This window comes from Streptomyces sp. NPDC037401, from assembly GCF_055602345.1.
The window spans coordinates 236,867-258,044 of sequence record NZ_JBVJWO010000002.1 but is presented as its reverse complement, the minus strand read 5'-3'; the positions used below and the strand labels follow the sequence as shown (position 1 = coordinate 258,044).

At 71.4% G+C, this 21,178-nt stretch carries 19 protein-coding genes and 1 riboswitch; of the genes, 12 read left to right on the top strand and 7 right to left on the bottom strand.

Going from position 1 to position 21,178, the window contains the following annotated elements; all coding sequences use genetic code 11:
- Positions 1-127: 127 nt before the first annotated feature.
- Positions 128-1,300: an SGNH/GDSL hydrolase family protein gene (locus ACZ7H1_RS02700; RefSeq protein WP_470783078.1), complete on the top strand. Its 1,173-nt coding sequence runs from the start codon at positions 128-130 to the stop codon at positions 1,298-1,300.
- A gap of 56 nt (positions 1,301-1,356) precedes the next feature.
- Here ACZ7H1_RS02700 and ACZ7H1_RS02695 read toward each other — a convergent pair whose 3' ends face one another.
- The 6 genes from ACZ7H1_RS02695 to gcvT form a co-directional block, all read right to left on the bottom strand.
- The gene (locus tag ACZ7H1_RS02695) at positions 1,357-1,893 is read right to left on the bottom strand and encodes an AMIN-like domain-containing (lipo)protein (RefSeq protein WP_470783076.1); all 537 of its coding nucleotides are present in this window, start codon (positions 1,891-1,893) and stop codon (positions 1,357-1,359) included.
- Positions 1,894-2,001: 108 nt separating this feature from the next.
- Positions 2,002-2,859 carry a glycoside hydrolase domain-containing protein gene (locus ACZ7H1_RS02690; protein WP_470783074.1) on the bottom strand — a complete coding sequence of 286 codons (858 nt, stop codon included), beginning with the start codon at positions 2,857-2,859 and terminating at the stop codon, positions 2,002-2,004.
- Positions 2,860-3,017: 158 nt separating this feature from the next.
- The gene (locus ACZ7H1_RS02685) at positions 3,018-4,400 is read right to left on the bottom strand and encodes an L-serine ammonia-lyase (RefSeq protein ID WP_470783073.1); all 1,383 of its coding nucleotides are present in this window, start codon (positions 4,398-4,400) and stop codon (positions 3,018-3,020) included.
- 289 nt (positions 4,401-4,689) lie between these two features.
- A complete protein-coding gene (glyA, locus tag ACZ7H1_RS02680) occupies positions 4,690-5,946 on the bottom strand; it encodes a serine hydroxymethyltransferase (protein WP_470783071.1) in 1,257 nt (418 codons plus the stop codon).
- Positions 5,947-5,966: 20 nt separating this feature from the next.
- Positions 5,967-6,341: a glycine cleavage system protein GcvH gene (gene gcvH / locus ACZ7H1_RS02675; protein WP_470783069.1), complete on the bottom strand. Its 375-nt coding sequence runs from the start codon at positions 6,339-6,341 to the stop codon at positions 5,967-5,969.
- A 76-nt stretch (positions 6,342-6,417) separates the two neighbouring features.
- Complete coding sequence (gcvT, locus tag ACZ7H1_RS02670) at positions 6,418-7,533, bottom strand: glycine cleavage system aminomethyltransferase GcvT (RefSeq protein WP_470783067.1); 1,116 nt, start codon at positions 7,531-7,533, stop codon at positions 6,418-6,420.
- Positions 7,534-7,700: 167 nt separating this feature from the next.
- A riboswitch (glycine riboswitch) is annotated at positions 7,701-7,810 on the bottom strand.
- Between the two features lie 149 nt (positions 7,811-7,959).
- Here gcvT and ACZ7H1_RS02665 point away from each other — a divergent pair.
- The 3 genes from ACZ7H1_RS02665 (at position 7,960) to ACZ7H1_RS02655 (ending at position 10,341) form a co-directional block, all read left to right on the top strand.
- Positions 7,960-8,682, top strand: coding sequence for an AAA family ATPase (locus ACZ7H1_RS02665; RefSeq protein ID WP_470783065.1), 723 nt, complete (start codon positions 7,960-7,962; stop codon positions 8,680-8,682).
- 39 nt (positions 8,683-8,721) lie between these two features.
- Positions 8,722-9,492 (top strand): enhanced serine sensitivity protein SseB, encoded by a 771-nt coding sequence (locus tag ACZ7H1_RS02660; RefSeq protein WP_470783178.1) that lies wholly within the window; start codon positions 8,722-8,724, stop codon positions 9,490-9,492.
- Between the two features lie 108 nt (positions 9,493-9,600).
- Complete coding sequence (locus tag ACZ7H1_RS02655) at positions 9,601-10,341, top strand: enhanced serine sensitivity protein SseB C-terminal domain-containing protein (protein ID WP_470783063.1); 741 nt, start codon at positions 9,601-9,603, stop codon at positions 10,339-10,341.
- Positions 10,342-10,379: 38 nt separating this feature from the next.
- Here the strand turns inward: ACZ7H1_RS02655 and ACZ7H1_RS02650 are convergent, their stop codons facing one another.
- Positions 10,380-11,360, bottom strand: coding sequence for an ArsR/SmtB family transcription factor (locus ACZ7H1_RS02650; RefSeq protein WP_470783061.1), 981 nt, complete (start codon positions 11,358-11,360; stop codon positions 10,380-10,382).
- A 733-nt stretch (positions 11,361-12,093) separates the two neighbouring features.
- Here ACZ7H1_RS02650 and ACZ7H1_RS02645 point away from each other — a divergent pair.
- The 8 genes from ACZ7H1_RS02645 (at position 12,094) to ACZ7H1_RS02610 (ending at position 21,178) form a co-directional block, all read left to right on the top strand.
- Positions 12,094-13,089 (top strand): ABC transporter permease, encoded by a 996-nt coding sequence (locus tag ACZ7H1_RS02645; RefSeq protein ID WP_470783059.1) that lies wholly within the window; start codon positions 12,094-12,096, stop codon positions 13,087-13,089.
- 67 nt (positions 13,090-13,156) lie between these two features.
- The gene (locus ACZ7H1_RS02640) at positions 13,157-14,935 is read left to right on the top strand and encodes an ABC transporter substrate-binding protein (RefSeq protein WP_470783058.1); all 1,779 of its coding nucleotides are present in this window, start codon (positions 13,157-13,159) and stop codon (positions 14,933-14,935) included.
- A 125-nt stretch (positions 14,936-15,060) separates the two neighbouring features.
- Positions 15,061-16,059 (top strand): ABC transporter permease, encoded by a 999-nt coding sequence (locus ACZ7H1_RS02635; protein ID WP_470783056.1) that lies wholly within the window; start codon positions 15,061-15,063, stop codon positions 16,057-16,059.
- Complete coding sequence (locus ACZ7H1_RS02630; protein WP_470783054.1) at positions 16,056-17,165, top strand: ABC transporter ATP-binding protein; 1,110 nt, start codon at positions 16,056-16,058, stop codon at positions 17,163-17,165. Before ACZ7H1_RS02635 ends, ACZ7H1_RS02630 begins: the two co-directional genes overlap by 4 nt.
- Entirely contained in the window at positions 17,162-18,250 is a 1,089-nt protein-coding gene (locus ACZ7H1_RS02625; protein WP_470783053.1) for an ABC transporter ATP-binding protein, read from the top strand. The genes ACZ7H1_RS02630 and ACZ7H1_RS02625 overlap by 4 nt, the downstream gene beginning before the upstream one ends.
- A gap of 67 nt (positions 18,251-18,317) precedes the next feature.
- Positions 18,318-18,974 (top strand): trimeric intracellular cation channel family protein, encoded by a 657-nt coding sequence (locus ACZ7H1_RS02620; protein ID WP_470783051.1) that lies wholly within the window; start codon positions 18,318-18,320, stop codon positions 18,972-18,974.
- Between the two features lie 46 nt (positions 18,975-19,020).
- The gene (locus ACZ7H1_RS02615; RefSeq protein WP_470783049.1) at positions 19,021-19,887 is read left to right on the top strand and encodes a thioesterase family protein; all 867 of its coding nucleotides are present in this window, start codon (positions 19,021-19,023) and stop codon (positions 19,885-19,887) included.
- Between the two features lie 127 nt (positions 19,888-20,014).
- Positions 20,015-21,178, top strand: a complete 1,164-nt coding sequence (locus ACZ7H1_RS02610) for a cysteine desulfurase family protein (RefSeq protein WP_470783047.1) — start codon at positions 20,015-20,017, stop codon at positions 21,176-21,178.

Here is a 21,178-nt window from a genome sequence, read left to right as displayed (position 1 = left end):
CGACACCTCGCACGACGACGGTGGCGGACGAGTGGCATGCGCGTGGCGGACGCGGGGCACAGCGGTGGCGGCCGATCGTAACGTCTGCCCGGCCGCTCCACCCCCCACTCCCCGAGAGGATCTCGTCATGCGCATCCGCAGGCGCACCGCCCCCTACGGCGCCGCGCTCCTGACCTTCGCACTCCTCGGACTCGCCGGACTCACCGCGCCCCCGTCCCGGGCCGCGCCCGCCGCGGACGACCCGCGCCCCACCGCCGCCGTCGCCATGGGCGACAGCTTCATCTCCGGCGAGGGCGGCCGCTGGCTCGGCAACACCGACCGCTACGACCGGAGCCGCAACGGCACCGACCGCGCCTGGACGGCCGGATCGCACTACGACCCGGCGCGCGTCTACGGCAGTACGGCCGCGGTCGGCGGCTGCCACCGCTCCGACGTCTCCGAGATCGCCACCGCCCCGCTGCCCGGCATCGACGAGCGGATCAACCTCGCGTGCTCCGGCGCCGAGACCCGGCACGTCCTGCGCGCGGCCGACGGCGGCGAGTCCCTCCAGGGCGAGGCCCCCCAGACCGACCGGCTGGCCGGGATCGCCCGTACCAAGCGGGTCAGGCTGATCGCGCTGTCCGTCGGCGGGAACGACCTCGGCTTCGGGCAGATCATCGGCGACTGTGCGTACGACTGGTACTTCGCCCGGCTCTGCTGGAAGAAGCAGGCGCCCGTGGCCGACCGGAAGATGCCCGGGGTGAAGGCGCGGGTGACGGCCGTCGTCGACGGCATCCGGGCCACGATGCGGGACGCGGGCTACGCCGACGGGGACTACCGGCTCGTCCTGCAGTCCTACCCCTCGCCGATCCCCGGCGGGGAGTGGTTCCGGCTGCGCGAGAGCGACTCGGACCGCATGTTCAAGGACGGCTGCCCCTTCAACGACCGGGACGCGACCTGGGCGGCCTTCACCCTCGTCCCGCAGATCGCCGGCATGGTGAAGTCGGTGGCCGTCGCGAGCGGCAGCGACTACCTGGACCTGCGCGAGACCATGGCCGGCCACGAGGTCTGCTCGGTGGGGGTGGAACAGGTGGGCCGCAGCGGCCCGGACTCCCGCAGCCACGAGTGGTTCCGCTTCCTCGACTACGCGAACACCCAGGGCACGCCGGAGGAGTCCATGCACCCCAATGCCTTCGGGCAGCGGGCGCTGGGCGCCTGCCTCGGCCTGGTGGGCGCCGCGGCCCCGGGGCGGTACTCCTGCGTACAGGACTGGTTCGGCGACGGCGACCCGACCGCGATGCGGCTGCGCCCGGCGGGCTGAGCCGCGCCGGGCGGGTGCGGGGGCGGCGAGCGCCGGCCCCGCACCCGCGCCGCCCGTCAGCAGACGTTGGCGTGCTTGACGTCGAGGACGAAGCGCTCCGGGTTGTGCAGCTTGAACGTGCTGAACTGGGGCTTGGTGTTGAAGGCGGCCCCGAAGGTCACGTACCCCTCGAAGTCGCCGGTGAGGGCGAGCCCCTTGAGCTTGGGCAGCCAGATCTTGATCAGCTTGGGGCCCTTGTAGACGGACTGGCCGGCGTCGTTGTGCGCCTGGGCCGGGTTCAGCCGGATCTCCAGGAAGTACTTCCCGGCCAGCGGCACCTTCTTGCCGGATCCGTCGTACCGCAGCTCGGCCACCCGCTTGACGGTGACGGAGGGTATGTAGCCCTTCACGTCGATGACGACGCGGTCGAAAGTGCAGTGCCCGCCCCAGCGGGCGTTGACCACGAGCGGTGTCTGGGTGGCGGTGGTGAGCTTCGGCGTGACGGCGGCCGGAGCCGCCGCGGAGGCCGGGGCCGCGAGCGCGACACCGGCGGTGAGCAGCACTCCCGTGGCCACGGCCACGAGACGCTGACGGTGGATGGAACGGTGAGGCATGACGTCCCCCCGGTTTCCTGAGACGGGGACAATGGTGTCATCAGAAGAGACATTCCTCACACCCGTACGGTTGCACCGCCGGCGGGATTGTTTTCCCGGCTCTCCCCGTCAGCGGGCGATCACCGCGACCGGGGCGTCCCAGTCGTTGCGGTCGACGGTCAGGGTGTACCCCGCCCGGGTCTCCTTGCTGTTCACCCAGTACTGGTGGGCCCGGCGGTGGCCCGTGTACAGGGCCTTGTCCCAGGGCCAGTCGCGGGTCGTGGTCTTGTCCTTGTTCCACAGCGCGTACCAGAGGATGTCCGGCAGGTCCCGGCGGTCCCGCGCGGTCGCCACCACGGCGGCGCTGCTGCTGCGGAAGCCGTAGTACCCGGCCCAGTAGCCCTTGGCGTGCACGGCCCGGTCCCAGGCCCGCACGTACGTCAGCACGGCGTTCACGCACGCCGTGTCCGCGATGTCGAAGGGCTCCATGTCCAGGTACAGGGCGCTGCCGGACTTCATGCCGAGGGCGCCGGCCCGCGCGACGGCGTCCGCGCCGTTCGCCGTGCCGACCGAGGCGGCGTTCGCCGCGGTGAACTTCTCCCGGCCGATCCGCGTCTGGCAGGGCGGCTGGGCGCCCACGTACAGCGGGACCAGCTTCCAGCCCGCGGCGTCCACGGACTTCACCCACGAGCGCGTCAGCTGCGGCTGGGCGCAGGCCCGGTTCTTCCCGCCGAAGTAGACGGCCGCGGCCCCGTAGAAGCCCGTGGTCTTCCACGCCTTCATCGCGGGCAGCGACGGAGCGGTGCAGGTGTCGAAGGCGCGCCCGGTGTACACGCTGGGCGCGGGCAGGGCGACCGGCGGGGCGGCCGTGCCGGCCGCCCCGGTCACGGCCTGCGCGGTGACGCCCCCGCCCAGCAGCACGGCGGCGCCGGCGGCGGCCCAGGCGGCGCGGCGGCCGCGCTTCGACAGACGACGGTGTCCGGACACGGTGGATCCCCCCGAGGGAAGCGACGACGGAGCCCGCCGCACGCAGCCAGGCACGGGCGGGCGGGACTTCGACGATACGACCCAGGGGCCCGGCACGCCGTGCCGGGCCCCTCCGGGTGCTGGGGACTGCCGGGAAGCGAACCGCAGGGAGCGGCTCCTCAGCACTCGATGACGTTCACGGCGAGACCGCCGCGCGCCGTCTCCTTGTACTTGACCTTCATGTCGGCGCCCGTCTCCTTCATGGTCTTGATGACCTTGTCGAGGGAGACCTTGTGGCTGCCGTCGCCGCGCATCGCCATCCGCGCCGCCGTGACGGCCTTGACCGCCGCCATGCCGTTGCGCTCGATGCACGGGATCTGGACCAGGCCGCCGACCGGGTCGCAGGTCAGGCCCAGGTTGTGCTCCATGCCGATCTCGGCGGCGTTCTCCACCTGCTCCGGGGTGCCGCCCAGCACCTCGGCGAGGGCGCCGGCCGCCATCGAGCAGGCCGAGCCGACCTCGCCCTGGCAGCCGACCTCGGCGCCGGAGATGGAGGCGTTCTCCTTGAACAGCATGCCGATCGCGCCGGCGGCGAGGAGGAAGCGGACCACGCCGTCCTCGTCCGCGCCCGGAACGAAGTTCATGTAGTAGTGCAGCACCGCCGGGAGCACGCCCGCAGCGCCGTTGGTGGGAGCGGTCACCACCCGGCCGCCGGCGGCGTTTTCCTCGTTCACCGCCATCGCGTAGATGGTCGTCCACTCGCTGCGGTGCATCATCGGGTCGCCCTCGGTGCGCAGCTGGCGGGCGGTCGAGGCCGCACGCCGCTTGACCCGCAAGCCGCCCGGCAGGATGCCCTCGCGGGACATGCCGCGCTGCACGCAGGCCTGCATGACGCCCCAGATCTCCAGCAGGCCCGCGCGGATCTCGTCCTCCGTGCGCCAGGCCTTCTCGTTCTCCAGCATCAGCGAGGAGATCGACAGGCCGGTCTCGCGCGCCAGCCGCAGCATCTCGTCACCGGAGCGGAAGGGGTACTTCAGCACGGTGTCGTCGAGCTTGATCCGGTCCTCGCCGACCGCGTCCTCGTCCACGACGAAGCCGCCGCCGACGGAGTAGTACGTCTTCTCCAGCAGCGGGGCGCCGGACTCGTCGTACGCGAAGAGGGTCATGCCGTTGGCGTGGTACGGCAGCGAGCGGCGGCGGTGCAGGATCAGCTGGTTCGGCTCGTCGAACGCGATCTCGTGCACGTCCCCTATCTCGGCGCCGAGCAGCCGCAGCCGGCCGCTCTGCCGGATCCGCTCGACCTCGTCGTCGGCGGTTTCCACGTTCACGGTCCGGGGGGAGTGGCCCTCCAGGCCGAGCAGCACGGCCTTGGGCGTGCCGTGCCCGTGGCCGGTCGCACCGAGGGAGCCGAAGAGCTCGGCGCGCACCGACGCGGTCTGGGCGAGGACGCCGTCCTTCTTCAGCCGGTTCACGAACATGCGGGCGGCCCGCATCGGGCCCACGGTGTGGGAGGAGGACGGGCCGATGCCGATGGAGAAGAGGTCGAAGACGGAGATGGCCACTGGCGGACTCCCTTGTCAGCTCGTGGGGCGGGAGGGGCAGGAGAAGTGGGACGTAAGCGGATTTTGTCCGACAGACGAGCCTAACGTGCCGAGGTGAACGCCTCGGCTGTCGAGCGGGGCCTGGGGGTCAGGCGTGGGACAGCTCACGTTCGCCGGCCGCCGGTGCCTCCCCGGGCTCCGCGCCGTCGCGGAGGGGAGGGACAGTGGCCGTGAAGAGGTCACGAAAAGGGGTCCGGGCCTGGAAGACGGCAGGCTACCGGACCCCTTCGGGCGTCTGACCTGAGTGCCGCTAGAGCGACGGGTACAGCGGGTGCTTCGCGGCGAGCGTCGAGACGCGGGCCTTGAGGGACTCGCTGTCGTACGACGGCTTCAGGGTCTCGGCGATGATGTCCGCGACCTCGGTGAAGTCCTCCGCGCCGAAGCCGCGGGTGGCCAGGGCCGGCGTACCGATCCGCAGACCCGAGGTGACCATCGGCGGCCGCGGGTCGTTCGGGATGGCGTTGCGGTTGACCGTGATGCCGACCTCGTGGAGCCGGTCCTCGGCCTGCTGGCCGTCCAGCTCCGAGTTGCGCAGGTCCACCAGGACCAGGTGCACGTCGGTGCCGCCGGACAGCACGTCCACGCCCACGGCCTTGACGTCGTCCTGCACCAGGCGCTCGGCGATGATCTTCGCGCCGGCCAGGGTGCGCTCCTGGCGCTCCTTGAACTCGGGCGAGGCCGCGACCTTGAAGGAGACGGCCTTGGCCGCGATCACGTGCTCCAGCGGGCCGCCCTGCTGACCCGGGAAGACCGCGGAGTTGATCTTCTTGGCGAGCTCCTGCGTGGACAGGATCACGCCGCCGCGCGGACCGCCGAGGGTCTTGTGCGTGGTCGTGGTGACGACGTGGGCGTGCGGCACCGGGTTCGGGTGCAGGCCCGCGGCGACCAGACCGGCGAAGTGCGCCATGTCGACCATCAGGTACGCGCCGACCTCGTCCGCGATGCGGCGGAAGGCGGCGAAGTCCAGCTGGCGCGGGTACGCGGACCAGCCGGCGACGATCAGCTGCGGCTTGGTCTCCTTGGCGAGGCGCTCGACCTCGGCCATGTCCACCCGGCCGGACTCGTCGACGTGGTACGGGACCACGTTGTAGAGCTTGCCGGAGAAGTTGATCTTCATGCCGTGGGTCAGGTGACCACCGTGGGCGAGGTTCAGGCCCATGATCGTGTCGCCCGGCTTCAGCAGCGCGAACATCGCGGCGGCGTTGGCCTGCGCACCCGAGTGGGGCTGCACGTTGGCGGCCTCGGCGCCGAAGAGCGCCTTGATGCGGTCGATCGCGATCTGCTCGACCACGTCGACGTGCTCGCAGCCGCCGTAGTAGCGGCGGCCGGGGTAGCCCTCGGCGTACTTGTTGGTCAGGACCGAGCCCTGGGCCTCCATGACCGCGACCGGAGCGAAGTTCTCCGAGGCGATCATTTCCAGGGTCGACTGCTGGCGGTGGAGCTCGGCGTCGACGGCGGCGGCGACGTCGGGGTCCAGCTCGTGGAGGGGGGTGTTCAGAAGCGACATCGGATTCCCTCTAGGTGTGGTCAGCCCGCGAACTGGGTGTACTCGTCGGCGGAGAGCAGGTCGGCCGGCTCCTCCGCCACGCGCACCTTGAACAGCCAGCCGCCCTCGAAGGGGGCGGTGTTCACGAGCGCCGGGTCGTCGACCACGTTCTGGTTGGCCTCGACGACCTCGCCGGTGATCGGGGCGTACAGGTCGCTGACCGACTTGGTGGACTCGAGTTCGCCGCAGGTCTCGCCCGCGGTCACGGTGTCGCCCACCGCGGGGAGCTGGGCGTAGACGACGTCACCGAGCGCGTTGGCCGCGAACTCCGTGATGCCGACCGTCGCGACGCCGTCCTCGGCGACCGACACCCACTCGTGCTCCTTGGTGTAGCGCAGCTGCTGGGGGTTGCTCATGACCTGATTCTCCTGGATACGGGGGAGTGCATGCGGACAGTGGTCTTGCAGAGGTCGTGCGGGAGGTGCCGGAAGGTCACTTCTGCCGCTTGTAGAACGGCAGCGCCACGACCTCGTAGGCCTCATGCGTACCGCGGATGTCGACGCCGACACCGGAGGTGCCGGGCGCGGCGTGGGCCGCGTCGACGTACGCCATGGCGATCGGCTTGCCCAGCGTCGGGGACGGGGCGCCGGAGGTGACCTCGCCGATGACGGCGCCGTCCGCGACGACCGGGAAACCGGCGCGCGGGACGCGGCGGCCCTCGGCGATCAGGCCGACCAGCTTGCGCGGCGGGTTGTCCGCGGCGCGCTCGGCGGCGGCCTCCAGGGCCGCGCGGCCGACGAAGTCGCCTTCCTTCTCGAACTTCACGACCCGGCCCAGGCCCGCGTCGAACGGCGTCAGGCCGGTGGTCAGCTCGTGCCCGTACAGCGGCATGCCCGCCTCCAGGCGCAGCGTGTCGCGGCAGGACAGGCCCGCCGGGACCAGGCCGACGCCCTCGCCGGCCTTCAGCAGGGCCGTCCACAGCTCGACCGCGTGCTCGGGCTTGACGAACAGCTCGAAGCCGTCCTCACCGGTGTAGCCGGTACGGGCGATCAGCGCGGGGACCCCGGCGACGGTGCCCGGCAGGCCGGCGTAGTACTTCAGGCCGTCCAGGTCGGCGTCGGTGAGGGACGCGAGGATGCCGGGGGACTCGGGGCCCTGCACGGCGATCAGCGCGTAGGCGTCGCGGTCGTCGCGGACCTCGGTGTCGAAGCCGGCGGCGCGCGCGGTCAGGGCGTCGAGGACGACCTGCGCGTTGGAGGCGTTCGCGACGACCATGTACTCGGTCTCGCCGAGGCGGTAGACGATCAGGTCGTCGACGATCCCGCCGTCTTCCTGGCAGATGTGCGTGTAGCGGGCGCGGCCGACGCCCACGGTGGAGATGTTGCCGACCAGTGCGTAGTCCAGGGCCTTGACGGCCTCCGGGCCGGTCAGGGTGATCTCGCCCATGTGCGAGAGGTCGAACAGGCCGGCCTTGGTGCGGACGGCGTTGTGCTCGTCGCGCTCGCTGGCGTAGCGGAGCGGCATGTCCCAGCCGGCGAAGTCGGTCATGGTCGCACCGAGCGCACGGTGCACGGCGTCAAGGGCGGTCAGACGGGGGCTGTTCGTCATAAGGCTGGCTCTCCAAGGCGGGTCCGCGACGGGCTGAGGACTTTCCTCCCCATCTGTCATCGGAACCTGAGAGGTTCATCACGACCGTACGTGCATACGGAAGTGACTTGCACCTTGGGTGGAGCCGGCGGCTCGTGACAACCGCACGCCTCGCTTTTCAGATGTGCCTCGCCCGCGCGGTACGGGGCCTGAGAGATTCAAGGGAGGGACTTGCTCCTTCGGCGTCCGGCAGGCGTCCGTCATACGGACGGCTGCGGAACTCTCCCGCGCAGATTCAAGCGGCCTTTATGCAGTTGGTCGTGCAGCATGGCGCGCACATCATTGCACGGGCCGAACCCGGCCGGAACCGTGGGCGGCGCATTACCGTCTCTTTACACTCAGTGGGCATGGTGGGTCCTGGTGGCCCGACAAGGGGAGGCGATCACTGTGCGGAGATTCGGAGCCCTGGCAGGGACCGGTGCGGCCGGTACGGCCGCGGGCGTACCGGTCCAGCCCGGTGCACGCGACCGGGGGCCCTTCGGCACGGCCCGCCCCGCCGGGGCGGGGCACGTCCGTGACCTGCGCGGACGCGCGGGCCGCGGCCCCGCGCGGCTGGAGTTCGCCGACGGGGACGTCGTGGTGGTCTCCGGGCTGCCCGGCAGCGGCAAGAGCACCCTCATGAAGCGGGCCGTGCGCAGCGGCGGCATCGACTCCCAGGACGCCCGCGAGCGCTGGGAGGCCCGGACCCCGGCCGCGCTGCCGTACGCCGTCTACCGCCCCCTGGTGCGGATCGCGCACTACGCCGGGCTGTGGCGCTCCCTGCGGGCGGGCCAGAGCGTGGTCGTCCACGACTGCGGCACCCAGGCCTGGGTCCGCGCCCTGCTGGCCCGCGCGGCCCGCGCCCGCGGCCGCGACCTGCACCTGCTGCTGCTCGACGCGACCCCCGCGGAAGCCCTGTCCGGCCAGGCGGCGCGCGGCCGCGGGGTCTCCGCGTACGCCTTCGGACGCCACCGGGCCACGGTGGCGCGGCTCCTCGGCGCCGCGGAGCAGGGCCGGCTGCCGGCCGGCTGCGCCTCGGTGGTCCTCCTGGACCGCGCGGCGGCCGCCGGCCTCACGTCGATCGGCTTCGCCCCCGAAACCCGCCCCGGACGCCCGCACGGCACCCTCTAGGGTCTACACGTCGGCAGTGGGGAAAGGGCGCGGGTGAACATGCAGGACGGGACGAACGCGAGCACGTACGGGGGCGGCGCGGGCGACGGCTGGCCCGCGAACGAACTGGAGGAGACCCTCGCGGCCTCCCTCGGCAGTCCGGCCGCGGGCGGCCGGATCCTCGAAGTGCTCGGCCGCAGCCAGATCTGGGTGCCGCTGCCCGCCGGCGGCGGACCCGACAGCCCGAGCCTGTCCCTGCCCACCATGGACATCGGCGGCGCCGCCTACGTGCCCGTGTACAGCTCCCAGCAGCAGTTCACGCAGTGCGCGGGGGCCCACATGCCCTTCGCGGTGGCCCCGGCCGTGGAGTTCGCCCGGGGCCTGCCCCCGCAGCTCGGCATCGCCGTCAACCCCGAAGGCGCGGTCGGCGTACCGCTTCCCCCCGACGCCGTGGCGCAGCTGTGCCGCACCGGGCGCACCTCGCTCGACGGCCCCGCCACCGGCGGCCGGGTCCGGCTCTACGAACCCGACTGGCAGGACGACCCGGTCGACTTCCTCTCCGCCGCGGCCGAGGAGTTCCGCGCCACCGGCGTGGTCGCCTCGGCGCGCCGCTGCCTCGCGAGCATCGAGGGCGGCGATCCGGTGCTGTTCGTCGGCGTGCAGTTCACGGGCTGGGAGGCGGCCGACCGCAACGCCCCGATGGACGCCCTGTCCCGTGCGCTGGGCAGGTTCCAGCCGCGCTGGCCGGTGACCCTGCTGCTGCTCGACGCGGCCCAGGATCCGGTGGCCGACTGGATGGCGCAACACGTCCGCCCCTTCTACCTGCCGTAGCCGCCTTTAAGCTGGTTACATTTCCTGGCCGCACCCGTGCCGACACCCTTGTCGGCGGACGGCCGGAATGCGTCACGACGGGCGGACGAGGACGAAGAGGGGTACCGGGTGAGTGCGTCAGGCACGGCCGCGGCCGGGCAGCTCGAGCAGATGCTGCGCCAGGTGACGCCCGGGCGCTACGAGAGTTACGAGGCGCTCCTGCACGCCCTCGCCGAGGGGCAGCTGTGGATGCTGCTCTGGCAGGGGCAGTCCGGCGCGCCGGACGCGCAGTACGGCGGCATGGAGGTCGACGGGCTGGGCTACGCGCCCTGCGTGACCTCCCCGCAGGAGCTCGCGGCGAGCGGCTGGGGCCGCGCGTACGAGGTGGTCTCCGGCCGGGGCGTCGCCCGGGCGCTCTACCCGGACCGGTGGGGCATCTGGCTCAACCCGCACGCCCAGGGCGGCGGCGTCGGCATCCCGTGGGCCGACCTGCGGCGGATCGCCACCGGCCTGGACCGGATGCCGGCCGGGCCGCTGCGCCTGTCGGAGCCCGCGATCGAGCTGCCGCAGTTCTACGCCCTGCTCACCCAGCACGCCCACCGCACCCCGGCGGTGCGCTCGCTGCGCCGCGTCTGGGTGCAGCCCGCGCTGGGCACGGCGTACCTCGCCATCGGGCTCGACCTCTACGACGGCTCCGCGGCGGCCGTGGAATCGGCGCGGGCGATGATGCGGCAGGCGATCGGCGCGGTGCCCGACGGGCTGCCGGTCTCGACGGTCGCCCTGGCCGACGAGCACGACCCCGTCGCGATGTGGCTGCGCGCCCAGACCCGCCCGTTCTACGACCGCGAGGCCCAGGGCACGTCCTTCTAGGCCCGGACGGAAGCCGGCGGCCGGGACCGCCTGCCGGGCTACTCCTCGCCGGCGGCGAGCAGCGAGCTCGCCAGCGGGGTGCGCCGGTGGAGCATCCAGCGGCCCGAGCGCTGCGAGGTGACCAGCCGGGAGCGCCGGAGCACGCCCAGGTGCTGGCTGACGGCCGCGGCGCTCATGTTCAGGTAGGCCGCGAGCTGGGTGGTGGACACCGGCAGGTCCAGATGGGCCAGCAGCGCGGCGCGGCTGCGGCCGAGCAGGTCGCCGAGGGGCTCCGCGGCCGCCTGCGAGGTGCCCTCCCACAGGGTCCCGATCCCGCGCGGGGCGTAGGCCAGCGTCGGCTGGTACGGCTCGTTGTGCAGCACGAACAGATTCGGCCAGGCGAAGACGCAGGGCACGAGCACCAGTCCGGTGCCGCAGGCGTCGCGGAAGGCCGAGTGCTGCGGCTTGTCGATGCGCAGCCGGTCGCCGGCGAACTCCGCCTGCGGGTGCAGGTCCGCGAACACCCTGGCCAGGCCGCCGGTGGTCAACTGGTGCGACCGGTGGGCGAGATCGGCGTCGTGCAGGGCCCGCACCCGCGGCCACACGGGTTCGATCGCGGCCTTCCAGTACGCGGAGAGGGTGCCGGCCAGCCGGACCAGCTCGCGGTCGGGGTCCTCGTACAGCGGGCGCAGCAGCGGCGGGACCAGCCCCTCGGCGTCGCGCAGTTCGTCCAGCGAGGAGCGCACCTCGTCCGCCGGGGTGGCGGTCACCGCGGCCAGCTCGTCGGCGAAGGAGCCGGTCAGGCGCTCGGGCGGCGGCGCGAGGAAATCGGGCAGGAACCGCGGACCGCGCGCGAGCGCGAGCAGGACGCGCAGGTCCAGGTCCGCGACCCGGGGCCGGGTCATCGCGACCCAGGGCCGGTGGACGGCCGGCTGCCGGGTGCCGGCGAGCACCGGGACGCTGTGGACCAGCTCCTCCAGCGGCGACCGGGCGAACCGGATCCGGGTCAGGTCACTGGTGGCGAGCCGAATCTCGATCACCGGCGGAGCATAGGCAGCCGCCCGGCGGGGCGGCAACGGCGGGTTCGCGCCCCGCTCCGCGGCGGTGGATTAAGCCGTGACGAAAACGTGGAGCGTGGCGCCCGGCCGCGGGAGAGTCGTCCCGGGGGCGCGGCCGACGGGGGCACGGGCCGCGCCCCCGGCCCCGGATCCCCTTTCCGGGGCCGCTCCGCCCGCCGCGCTCCGCCCGGTGCCCGCACCGGCGACCCCAGGGGAACCCCATGACACCCACCCGCAACCCGTGCACGAACTCCGGCGGCGGCCGGTCTGGGCCGGCCGCCGCCGGTTCCGGCCGGGCCGGAACCGATCCGCGCTGCATTCGCTCCGCCTGACCGAATACTGGACAGTACGTCCAAATCCCGCTTGTGGGTGAATTGTCCGCAGGCCCCAATTCACCTCGGCAAAAACGGGGTTGGGGTCAATGTCCGTTCCGCGCTGAACAGGACGTCTTGCACCGCTGAGCTGATCGGTCCGTTCGGATAACGGAAGGCAGTAAGCCACATCACGGTTGCGCATCCATTCACCGGCAGGTCTGGCGGGTGATCCGGAGCCCGATGAAGACTCCCCCCACCGAAGGCCGGTCAATCCCGTAACCACCAGCTCTTCCGGTGCACTTCAGACGCAATTCGCACCATCAGCGACACCGATGTGAACCAAGCCGCTACAGCGGCGGGCATGGGCCGGCCATCGTCGGCCGAGAGGGGTCCCCACCACGATGACGGCACCACTGCACGACACGAGCACGGACGAGCCCGCAGCCGTTGTCGCCGCCGACCAGCCGCCGAAGGCGATCGAGGGGCGCTCCCCGTGGAAGATCGCCTGGACCCGGCTCAAGCGTGACAAGGTCGCGCTGGCCGGCGGTGTCGTCGTCCTCCTGCTGGTCCTCGTCGCGATCTTCGCGCCGCTGATCGTCAAGGCGTTCGGCCACCCGCCGGAGGAGCTGCACGAGGACCTCCTCGACCCGCTGCTCGGCCTGCCGATGGGCGAGTACGGCGGCATCAGCAAGGACTTCCTGCTGGGCGTCGAGCCGGTCAACGGCCGCGACGTCTTCAGCCGGATCGTCTACGGCGCCCGCATCTCCCTGCTGGTGGCGTTCCTGTCCGCCTTCGTGGCGGTCACCCTCGGCACCTTCTTCGGTGTCATGGCCGGCTACTTCGGCGGCTGGGTCGACGCGGCGATCAGCCGGGTCATGGACCTGCTGCTGGCCTTCCCGGCCCTGCTCTTCATCATCGCCCTCATCTCGGTCATCCCGAGCAAGCTGTGGGGCTTCGAGGGCTCCGGCCTGCGCATCGCCGTCCTGGTCCTGGTCATCGGCTTCTTCGGCTGGCCGTACATCGGACGCATCGTGCGCGGCCAGACCCTGTCACTGCGCGAGCGGGAGTACGTCGAAGCCGCGCGCAGCCTGGGAGCGGGCCGGATGTACATCCTCTTCCGCGAGCTGCTCCCCAACCTGGTGGCGCCGATCACCGTCTACACGACGCTGATGATCCCCACCAACGTGCTCACCGAGGCCGCGCTCAGCTTCCTCGGTGTCGGTGTCAAGCCGCCGACCCCGTCGTGGGGCGAGACCCTCGCGACGGCCGTGCGCACGTACCAGGACGATCCGCTCTTCCTGATCTTCCCTGGCGTGGCGATCTTCATCACCGTGCTGGCGTTCAACCTCTTCGGCGACGGCGTCCGCGACGCCCTCGACCCCAAGGGCGCGCGCTAGCGACCAGCAGTACACACCGGAACATCGGCTCCCAGAGGCCGGAACTACAACGGAGGTTGCGAGCATCGTGACTACCCACCGCACGTCGAAGCGCAGGCTTGCCGCTGGCACGGCCGTCGTGCTCGCGGCCATGCTGACGGCCACCGCCTGTGGCGGTAGCGAGAAGAAGAACGAAGAGGGCGGCAAGGGCGGTGCCGCGTTCAACGCCGGCATCAACAAGGTCGCCAACCCTTCGGACAAGAAGGGCGGCGAGCTGAAGTTCGTCGGTACGCAGGACGCCGACTCGTGGGACCCGCAGCGCGGTTACTACGGCTTCATGTGGGACTTCTCCCGCTACTACACCCGTCAGCTCGTCTCGTTCAAGCCCGCGCCGGGCCAGGGCAGCACCGAGCTCGTTCCGGACCTCGCCTCCGCGATGCCGGAGATCTCCCCGGACGGCAAGACGTACAAGTTCACGCTGAAGGACAACGTCACGTGGGAGGACGGCACCCCCGTCACCGCCCAGGACATCAAGTACGGCATCCAGCGCACCTGGGCCCAGGACGTCATCTCCGGCGGCCCGGTCTACCTGATGCAGGTCCTCGACCCGAAGAGCGAGTACAAGGGTCCGTACAAGGACAAGTCGGCGGACAAGCTCGGCCTGAAGGCGATCGAGACCCCGGACGCCAAGACCATCATCTTCAAGCTGCCGAAGTCGAACGGTGACTTCCTGCAGATGCTGGCCATGCCGGCGGCCTCCCCGGTCAAGAAGGACAAGGACACGGCGGGCAAGTACGGCCTGAAGCCCTTCTCCAACGGCCCGTACAAGATCGACTCGTACGAGCCCAACAAGGGCATGAAGCTGTCGCGCAACGCCAAGTACGTCGCCGCCTCGGACACCATCCGCAAGGCGCTGCCGGACACCATCTCCGTCACGTTCATGGCGAACGCCGACGACATGGACAAGCGCCTGATGAACGGCGAGTTCGACGTCGACATCAACGCCACCGGCATCGGCCAGGCCGCCCGCGCCACCGCGCTGCGCGAGCACAAGAACAACCTGGACAACGGCCAGACGGGCTTCATCCGCTACGCGGTCATGCCGCAGACGGTCGCCCCGTTCGACAAGATCGACTGCCGCAAGGCCGTCATCTACGCGGCCGACAAGAAGTCCCTGCAGACCGCCCGCGGCGGCCCGCAGGCCGGTGGCGACATCGCCCCCAACATGCTCCCGCTGGGCATCAAGGGCTCCGACGGCGCCTACGACCCGTACGAGGTCCTGAAGAACGACGGCAAGCCGAACGTCGAGAAGGCCAAGGAGCACCTGAAGGCCTGCGGCCAGCCGACCGGCTTCAAGACCACCATCGCGGTCCGCAACAACAAGCCGGCCGAGATCGCCACCGCCGTCTCGCTCCAGAACGCCCTGAAGCAGGTCGGCATCGAGGCCGAGGTCGACCAGTTCGACGGCGCCCAGACCTCCGGCATCATCGGTTCGCCGAAGGTCGTCAAGGACAAGGGCTACGGCATCATCATCATGGGCTGGGGCGCCGACTTCCCCACCGGTCAGGGCTTCTCCCAGCCGCTGGTCGACGGCCGCTTCATCCTCCAGAGCGGTAACAACAACTTCTCCGAGCTGAACGACCCGGCGATCAACAAGCTGTTCGACGACGCCATCGCGGAGACCGACCCGAACAAGGCCGGCGACATCTACAAGCAGATGAACCAGAAGGTCTCCGAGGCCGCGGTCTACCTGCCCTTCGTCTACGACAAGACGATCACCTGGCGCTCGACCCGTCTGACGAACGCCTACACCACCGACGCCTACAACGGCCGGTACGACTACGCCTCGCTCGGCGTCGTCAAGTAACCACCAGTCAGTTCCAGTTCCAGTGCCACACCCGCTAGGCACGAAGGGCAGGTGATGGCCGCGGCGACGGCCGGGGGGCGCGCTCCAGAAGAGGGCGCCCCCGGGCCGCAGCCAGGCCGAGCGCAGTGCTTGCATATCTCATCCGGCGGATTTTCGCCGTCGTCGTCATGCTGTTGGTCATCACGCTGGTGACCTTCGGAATCTTCTTCCTCTTCCCCAAGATGATCGGGGCGGACCCGGCGCTCTACTTCGTCGGCAAGCAGTCCGACCCCGCCGCCATCGAGGGCATCCGGCAGAAGATGGGTCTCGATGACCCGATCCTCGTCCAGTTCGGTAAGTTCGTCGTCGGGCTGGTGGCAGGTCGCACGTACGCCAACGGCACCGACGTCACGCACTGCGCGGCACCCTGCTTCGGGTACTCCTTCAAGACCGAGCAGGAGGTGTGGCCGCTGCTGCTGGACTGGCTGCCGGTCACCCTCTCGCTCGCGGGCGGAGCGGTCGTGCTGTGGGTCATCGGAGGCGTCGCCACCGGCGTGCTCTCCGCCCTCAAGCGCGGCACGGTCATGGACCGTTCGGCCATGGGCCTGGCCCTCGCCGGCGTCTCGCTCCCCATCTACTTCACGGGCATGCTCGCCATCGCGCTCTTCTCGGACCAGCTCGGCTGGTTCGGACGGCCCGAGGCCGAGTTCGCCGAGGATCCGGCGAAGTGGTTCAACGGCATGGTCCTGCCGTGGGTCTCGCTCGCCTTCCTCTACGCGGCGATGTACGCCCGCCTCACCCGCGCGACCATGCTGGAGGTCCTCAACGAGGACTACATCCGCACGGCGCGGGCCAAGGGCCTCACCGAACCGGTCGTCATCGGCAAGCACGCCATGCGCTCGACGATGACCCCGATCCTGACCGTCCTCGGCCTGGACCTCGGCGCCCTCCTCGGCGGTGCGGTGCTCACCGAGTACACGTTCTCGCTGCACGGCCTCGGCTACAGCGCGGTACGGGCGATCAGCGACCACGACCTGCCGGTCATCCTGGGCATCACCCTGATCTCCGCCTTCTTCGTCGTAGCCGCGAACCTCATCGTTGACCTCATGTACGCGGTGATCGACCCCCGAGTGAGGCTGTCATGACCGACCTGACGAAGACCGGGGCCGTCAACGAGCCCGTCGCCGGCTCGGCCCCTGGCAGCGCCTTCCTGGACGTCCGCGACCTCAAGGTGCACTTCCCGACCGAGGACGGCCTGGTCAAGTCCGTCGACGGGCTCTCCTTCACCCTGGAGAAGGGCAAGACCCTCGGCATCGTCGGCGAGTCCGGCTCCGGCAAGTCGGTCACCTCGCTCGGCATCATGGGCCTGCACCGGGTGGGCCAGTACGGCCGCCAGAAGGCGCAGATCTCCGGCGAGATCTGGCTGGGCGGCAGGGAGCTGCTCTCCACCGACGAGGACGAGGTGCGCAAGCTCCGCGGCCGGGAGATCGCGATGATCTTCCAGGACCCGCTGAGCGCGATGCACCCGTACTTCACCATCGGCAAGCAGATCGCCGAGGCGTACCGCGTCCACAACAAGGTCGACAAGAAGACCGCCCGCACCCGGGCCGTCGAGCTCCTCGACCGGGTGGGCATCCCCGAGCCCCACAAGCGGGTGGACAGCTACCCGCACGAGTTCTCCGGCGGCATGCGCCAGCGCGCGATGATCGCGATGGCGCTGGTCAACAACCCCGAGCTGCTCATCGCGGACGAGCCGACCACCGCCCTCGACGTCACCGTCCAGGCGCAGATCCTCGACCTGATCCGGGACCTGCAGAGCGAGTTCGGCTCCGCGGTCATCATGATCACGCACGACCTGGGCGTCGTCGCCGAGATGGCCGACGACCTGCTGGTCATGTACGGCGGCCGGTGCGTCGAGCGCGGCACGGCCGAGAAGGTCTTCTACGAGCCCCGGCACCCCTACACCTGGGGCCTGCTCGGCTCGATGCCCCGCATCGACCGCGACCAGACCGAGCGGCTCATCCCGGTCAAGGGCTCCCCGCCCAGCCTCATCAACATCCCCAGCGGCTGCGCCTTCCACCCGCGCTGCCCGTACGCCGACGTGCCCAAGGACAACGTCACGCGCACGGTGCGGCCGGAACTCCTCGACAGCTCCGGCGAAGACGGCGGCAACCGGCACTGGTCCGCCTGCCACATGTCGCAGGAGGAGCGGACCCGGATCTGGACCGAAGAGATTGCGCCGAAGCTGTGACCGACGTGAACAAGACGGCCGAGGCCGTCATCCCCGAGCAGGCAGCCGACTCCCCGGAGCCGCTGCTGAAGGTCACCGGCCTGACGAAGCACTTCCCCATCACCAAGGGGCTGCTGCGCCGGCAGGTCGGCGCCGTGAAGGCGGTCGACGGTCTCGACTTCGAGGTGCGCCGCGGTGAGACCCTCGGCATCGTCGGCGAGTCCGGCTGCGGCAAGTCGACCATGGGCAGGCTGCTCATGCGCCTGCTGGAGCCGACCGGCGGCACCATCGAGTTCGAGGGCAAGGACATCACGCACCTCGGAGTGGCGGGCATGCGCCCGCTGCGCCGCGACGTGCAGATGATCTTCCAGGACCCGTACGGCTCGCTGAACCCGCGCCACACGGTCGGCACGATCGTCAGCGCCCCGTTCAAGCTCCAGGGCGTCACCCCGGAGGGCGGGCTCAAGGCGGAGGTCCAGCGGCTGCTGTCGCTCGTGGGCCTCAACCCCGAGCACTACAACCGCTACCCGCACGAGTTCTCCGGCGGCCAGCGCCAGCGCATCGGCATCGCCCGCGCGCTGGCCCTCAAGCCCAAGCTCGTGGTGGCCGACGAGCCGGTCTCCGCGCTCGACGTGTCGATCCAGGCCCAGGTGGTCAACCTGCTGGACGACCTCCAGGACGAGCTGGGCCTGACGTACGTGATCATCGCCCACGACCTGTCGGTCATCCGGCACGTCTCGGACCGGATCGCGGTCATGTACCTCGGCAAGATCGTCGAGCTCACGGACCGCAAGTCGCTCTACGAGTCCCCGATGCACCCGTACACCACCGCGCTGATGTCGGCCGTGCCGGTGCCGGACCCGCGTCGGCGCGGCACCAAGAGCGGGCGCATCCTGCTCAAGGGCGACGTGCCCTCGCCGATCTCGCCGCCCAGCGGCTGCCGCTTCCACACCCGGTGCTGGAAGGCCACGGAGATCTGCAAGACGAAGGAACCGCCGCTGCTGGCCCTCAAGACGGGCCACCAGGTCGCCTGCCACCACCCGGAGAACGCCCCGGACCAGGCACCCGGAGACCCGGCCCTGCCGGGCGCCGAGGCAGCGCAGTAACGCATCCCCGGCGAGGCCGGACCGCCCCACGGCGGATCCGGCCTCGCCGCGCCCCCACAATTGGGGGGTGGTTCACGATCTTTTCCCCCCGGACGTCCAGCATGCCCTGGACCTCGCGGGCATCTTCGTCTTCGCGACCGCGGGCGCGCTGCTCGCGGTCCGCAAGAACTTCGACGTCTTCGGCATCGGCGTGCTCGCCCTGGTCACCGCGCTCGGCGGCGGGCTCTTCCGCGACCTGGTCATCGGCGCCGTGCCCCCGGCCGCGTTCGGCGAGCTCAGCTTCTTCGTCACCCCGCTGATCGCCGCCGGCCTGGTCTACTTCCTGCACCCCGAGGTCCAGCGGATCAACCGCGCGATCAACGTCTTCGACGCGGCCGGCCTCGGGCTCTTCTGCGTCACGGGCACGACCAAGGCGTACGAGTACGGGCTCGGCCTGACGGCGTCGGCCGCCCTGGGCCTGGCCACGGCCGTCGGCGGCGGTGTGCTGCGCGACGTGATCGCCAACGAGGTCCCGTCGCTGCTGCGCGACCGCGAGATGTACGCCGTGCCCGCCGTGGTGGGCGCGGCGATGGTGGCCCTCTTCATCGCCTTCGACGCCCTCGACGCCGTGACCAGCGGGATCGCGATCGTCACGACCTTCGTGCTGCGACTGCTCGCGATGCGCTACCACTGGCGCGCACCCCTGGCCTGGAACCGCCGCTCGTCTGTCTCGGAAGAGCCCTAGAAAGAAAAGCTACCGCTTAGTAGCAACTCGGTGTAGCGTCGATTTCATGACCCAGGCAGCTCACTCAGCAACCATGGCGACCATCGGTGACAGCGAGTTCGACCGGGACACCGGCGTCCGGCCGCGGGGTGCGGCCGAGCCGGGTGTCTTCGACGCCGACCTGTCCGCCGGGTGGACGATCATCAGCGCCGTCAACGGCGGCTACCTGCTCGCCCTCGTCGGCCGGGCCCTGTCCGAGGCCCTGCCGCACCGCGACCCGATCACGGTCTCGGCGCACTACCTGAGCGCCTCCGTCCCGGGCCCCGCGGTCATCCGCACCGAGCTCGTCCGCTCCGGACGCACCCTCTCCACGGGCCAGGCCTCGCTGTTCCAGTACGACGAGAACGGCGCCGAGGTCGAGCGGATCCGCGTCCTCGCGTCGTACGGCGACCTGTCCGCCCTGCCGGCGGAGGTCCGCACGACCGCGCCCCAGCCCGACATCCCGGCGTACGAGCACTGCCTGGGCGCGGACGCCGGCGGCGCCCCCATCCCCGGCAGCTCCGCGATCGTCGACCGGCTGCGCCTGCGGCTCGACCCGACCACGGCCGGCTGGGCCGTCGGAGCCCCCTCCGGCCGCGGGGAGATGCGCGCGTGGTTCTCGCTGGCCGACGGCCGCGACGCCGACCCGCTCTCGCTGCTCCTCGTCGTGGACGCGCTGCCGCCCACGGCCTTCGAGATGGGCCTGATGGGCTGGACCCCCACGGTCGAGCTCACCACCCACATCCGCTGCCGCCCCGCACCGGGCCCGCTCCGCGTCTCGATCACCACGCGCAACCTGGCCGGCGGCTTCCTGGAGGAGGACGCCGAAGTCTGGGACTCCGCCGACCGCCTGGTCGCCCAGTCCCGCCAGCTGGCCCGCACGCCGCGCGCCTGACGCGGCTCCGGCTGCCGCCGGGAGGAGCGGATCCCGCCGTGCGGTGAGCCGCGCGGGGAGGGGGCCGCGAACGTGGCCGGTCACCCCGTACCTCCCGGCGCGGCAGCGACCGTAGAATCGGGGGATCATGGCCTACCTCGACCACGCCGCGACCACTCCGATGCTTCCGGAGGCCGCCGAGGCGATGACCGCCCAGTTCGCGGTCACCGGCAACGCCTCGTCCCTGCACGCCGCCGGACGCCGCGCCCGCCGCACCGTGGAGGAGGCGAGGGAGGCCCTCGCCGAAGCCATCGGGGCACGCCCCAGCGAGGTGGTCTTCACCGCCGGCGGCACCGAGGCCGACAACCTCGCCGTGAAGGGCCTCTACTGGGCCCGGCACGACGCGGACCCGGCCCGCACCCGCGTCCTCGCCAGCCCCGTGGAACACCACGCCGTGCTCGACGCCGTCCACTGGCTCGCCGAGCACGAGGGCGCCACCGTCGAGTACCTGCCCGTCGACCGCTACGGCCGCGTCCACCCCGACGCCTTCCGCGCCGCCGTGGAGCGCAACCCCGACGACGTGGCCCTGGCCACCGTCATGTGGGCCAACAACGAGATCGGCACCGTCCTGCCGGTCCCCGGACTCGCCGCGATCGCCCGCGAGTTCGGCATCCCCCTGCACTCCGACGCCGTCCAGGCCTTCGGTCAGCTCGACGTGGACTTCGCCGCTTCGGGGCTCGCCGCCATGACCGTCAGCGGCCACAAGATCGGCGGCCCGTACGGCATCGGCGCCCTGCTGCTCGGCCGCGACCAGACGCCCGTACCCGTGCTGCACGGCGGCGGACAGGAGCGCCACGTCCGCTCCGGCACCCTCGACGTCCCGGCCATCGCCGCCTTCGCGGTGGCCGCCGGCCTCGCCGCCGAGCGGCGCGAGGCCTTCGCCCGCGAGATCGGCGCCCTGCGCGACGAGCTCGTCGCCGCCGTCCGCGCGGCCGTCCCCGACGCCGTGCTCGGCGGCGATCCGCACGACCGCCTTCCGGCCAACGCCCACTTCAGCTTCCCCGGCTGCGAAGGCGACTCCCTCCTGCTGCTGCTCGACGCCCAGGGCATCGAGTGCTCCACCGGCTCCGCCTGCACCGCGGGCGTCGCCCAGCCGAGCCACGTCCTGCTTGCCGCCGGCACCGACCCCGAGCTGGCCCGAGGCACCCTGCGCTTCTCCCTCGGCCACACCTCGACCAAGGAGGACGTCGCCGCCCTGGCCGCGGCCATCGGCCCGGCCGTCGAGCGCGCCCGCACCGCCGGCCTCAGCTGA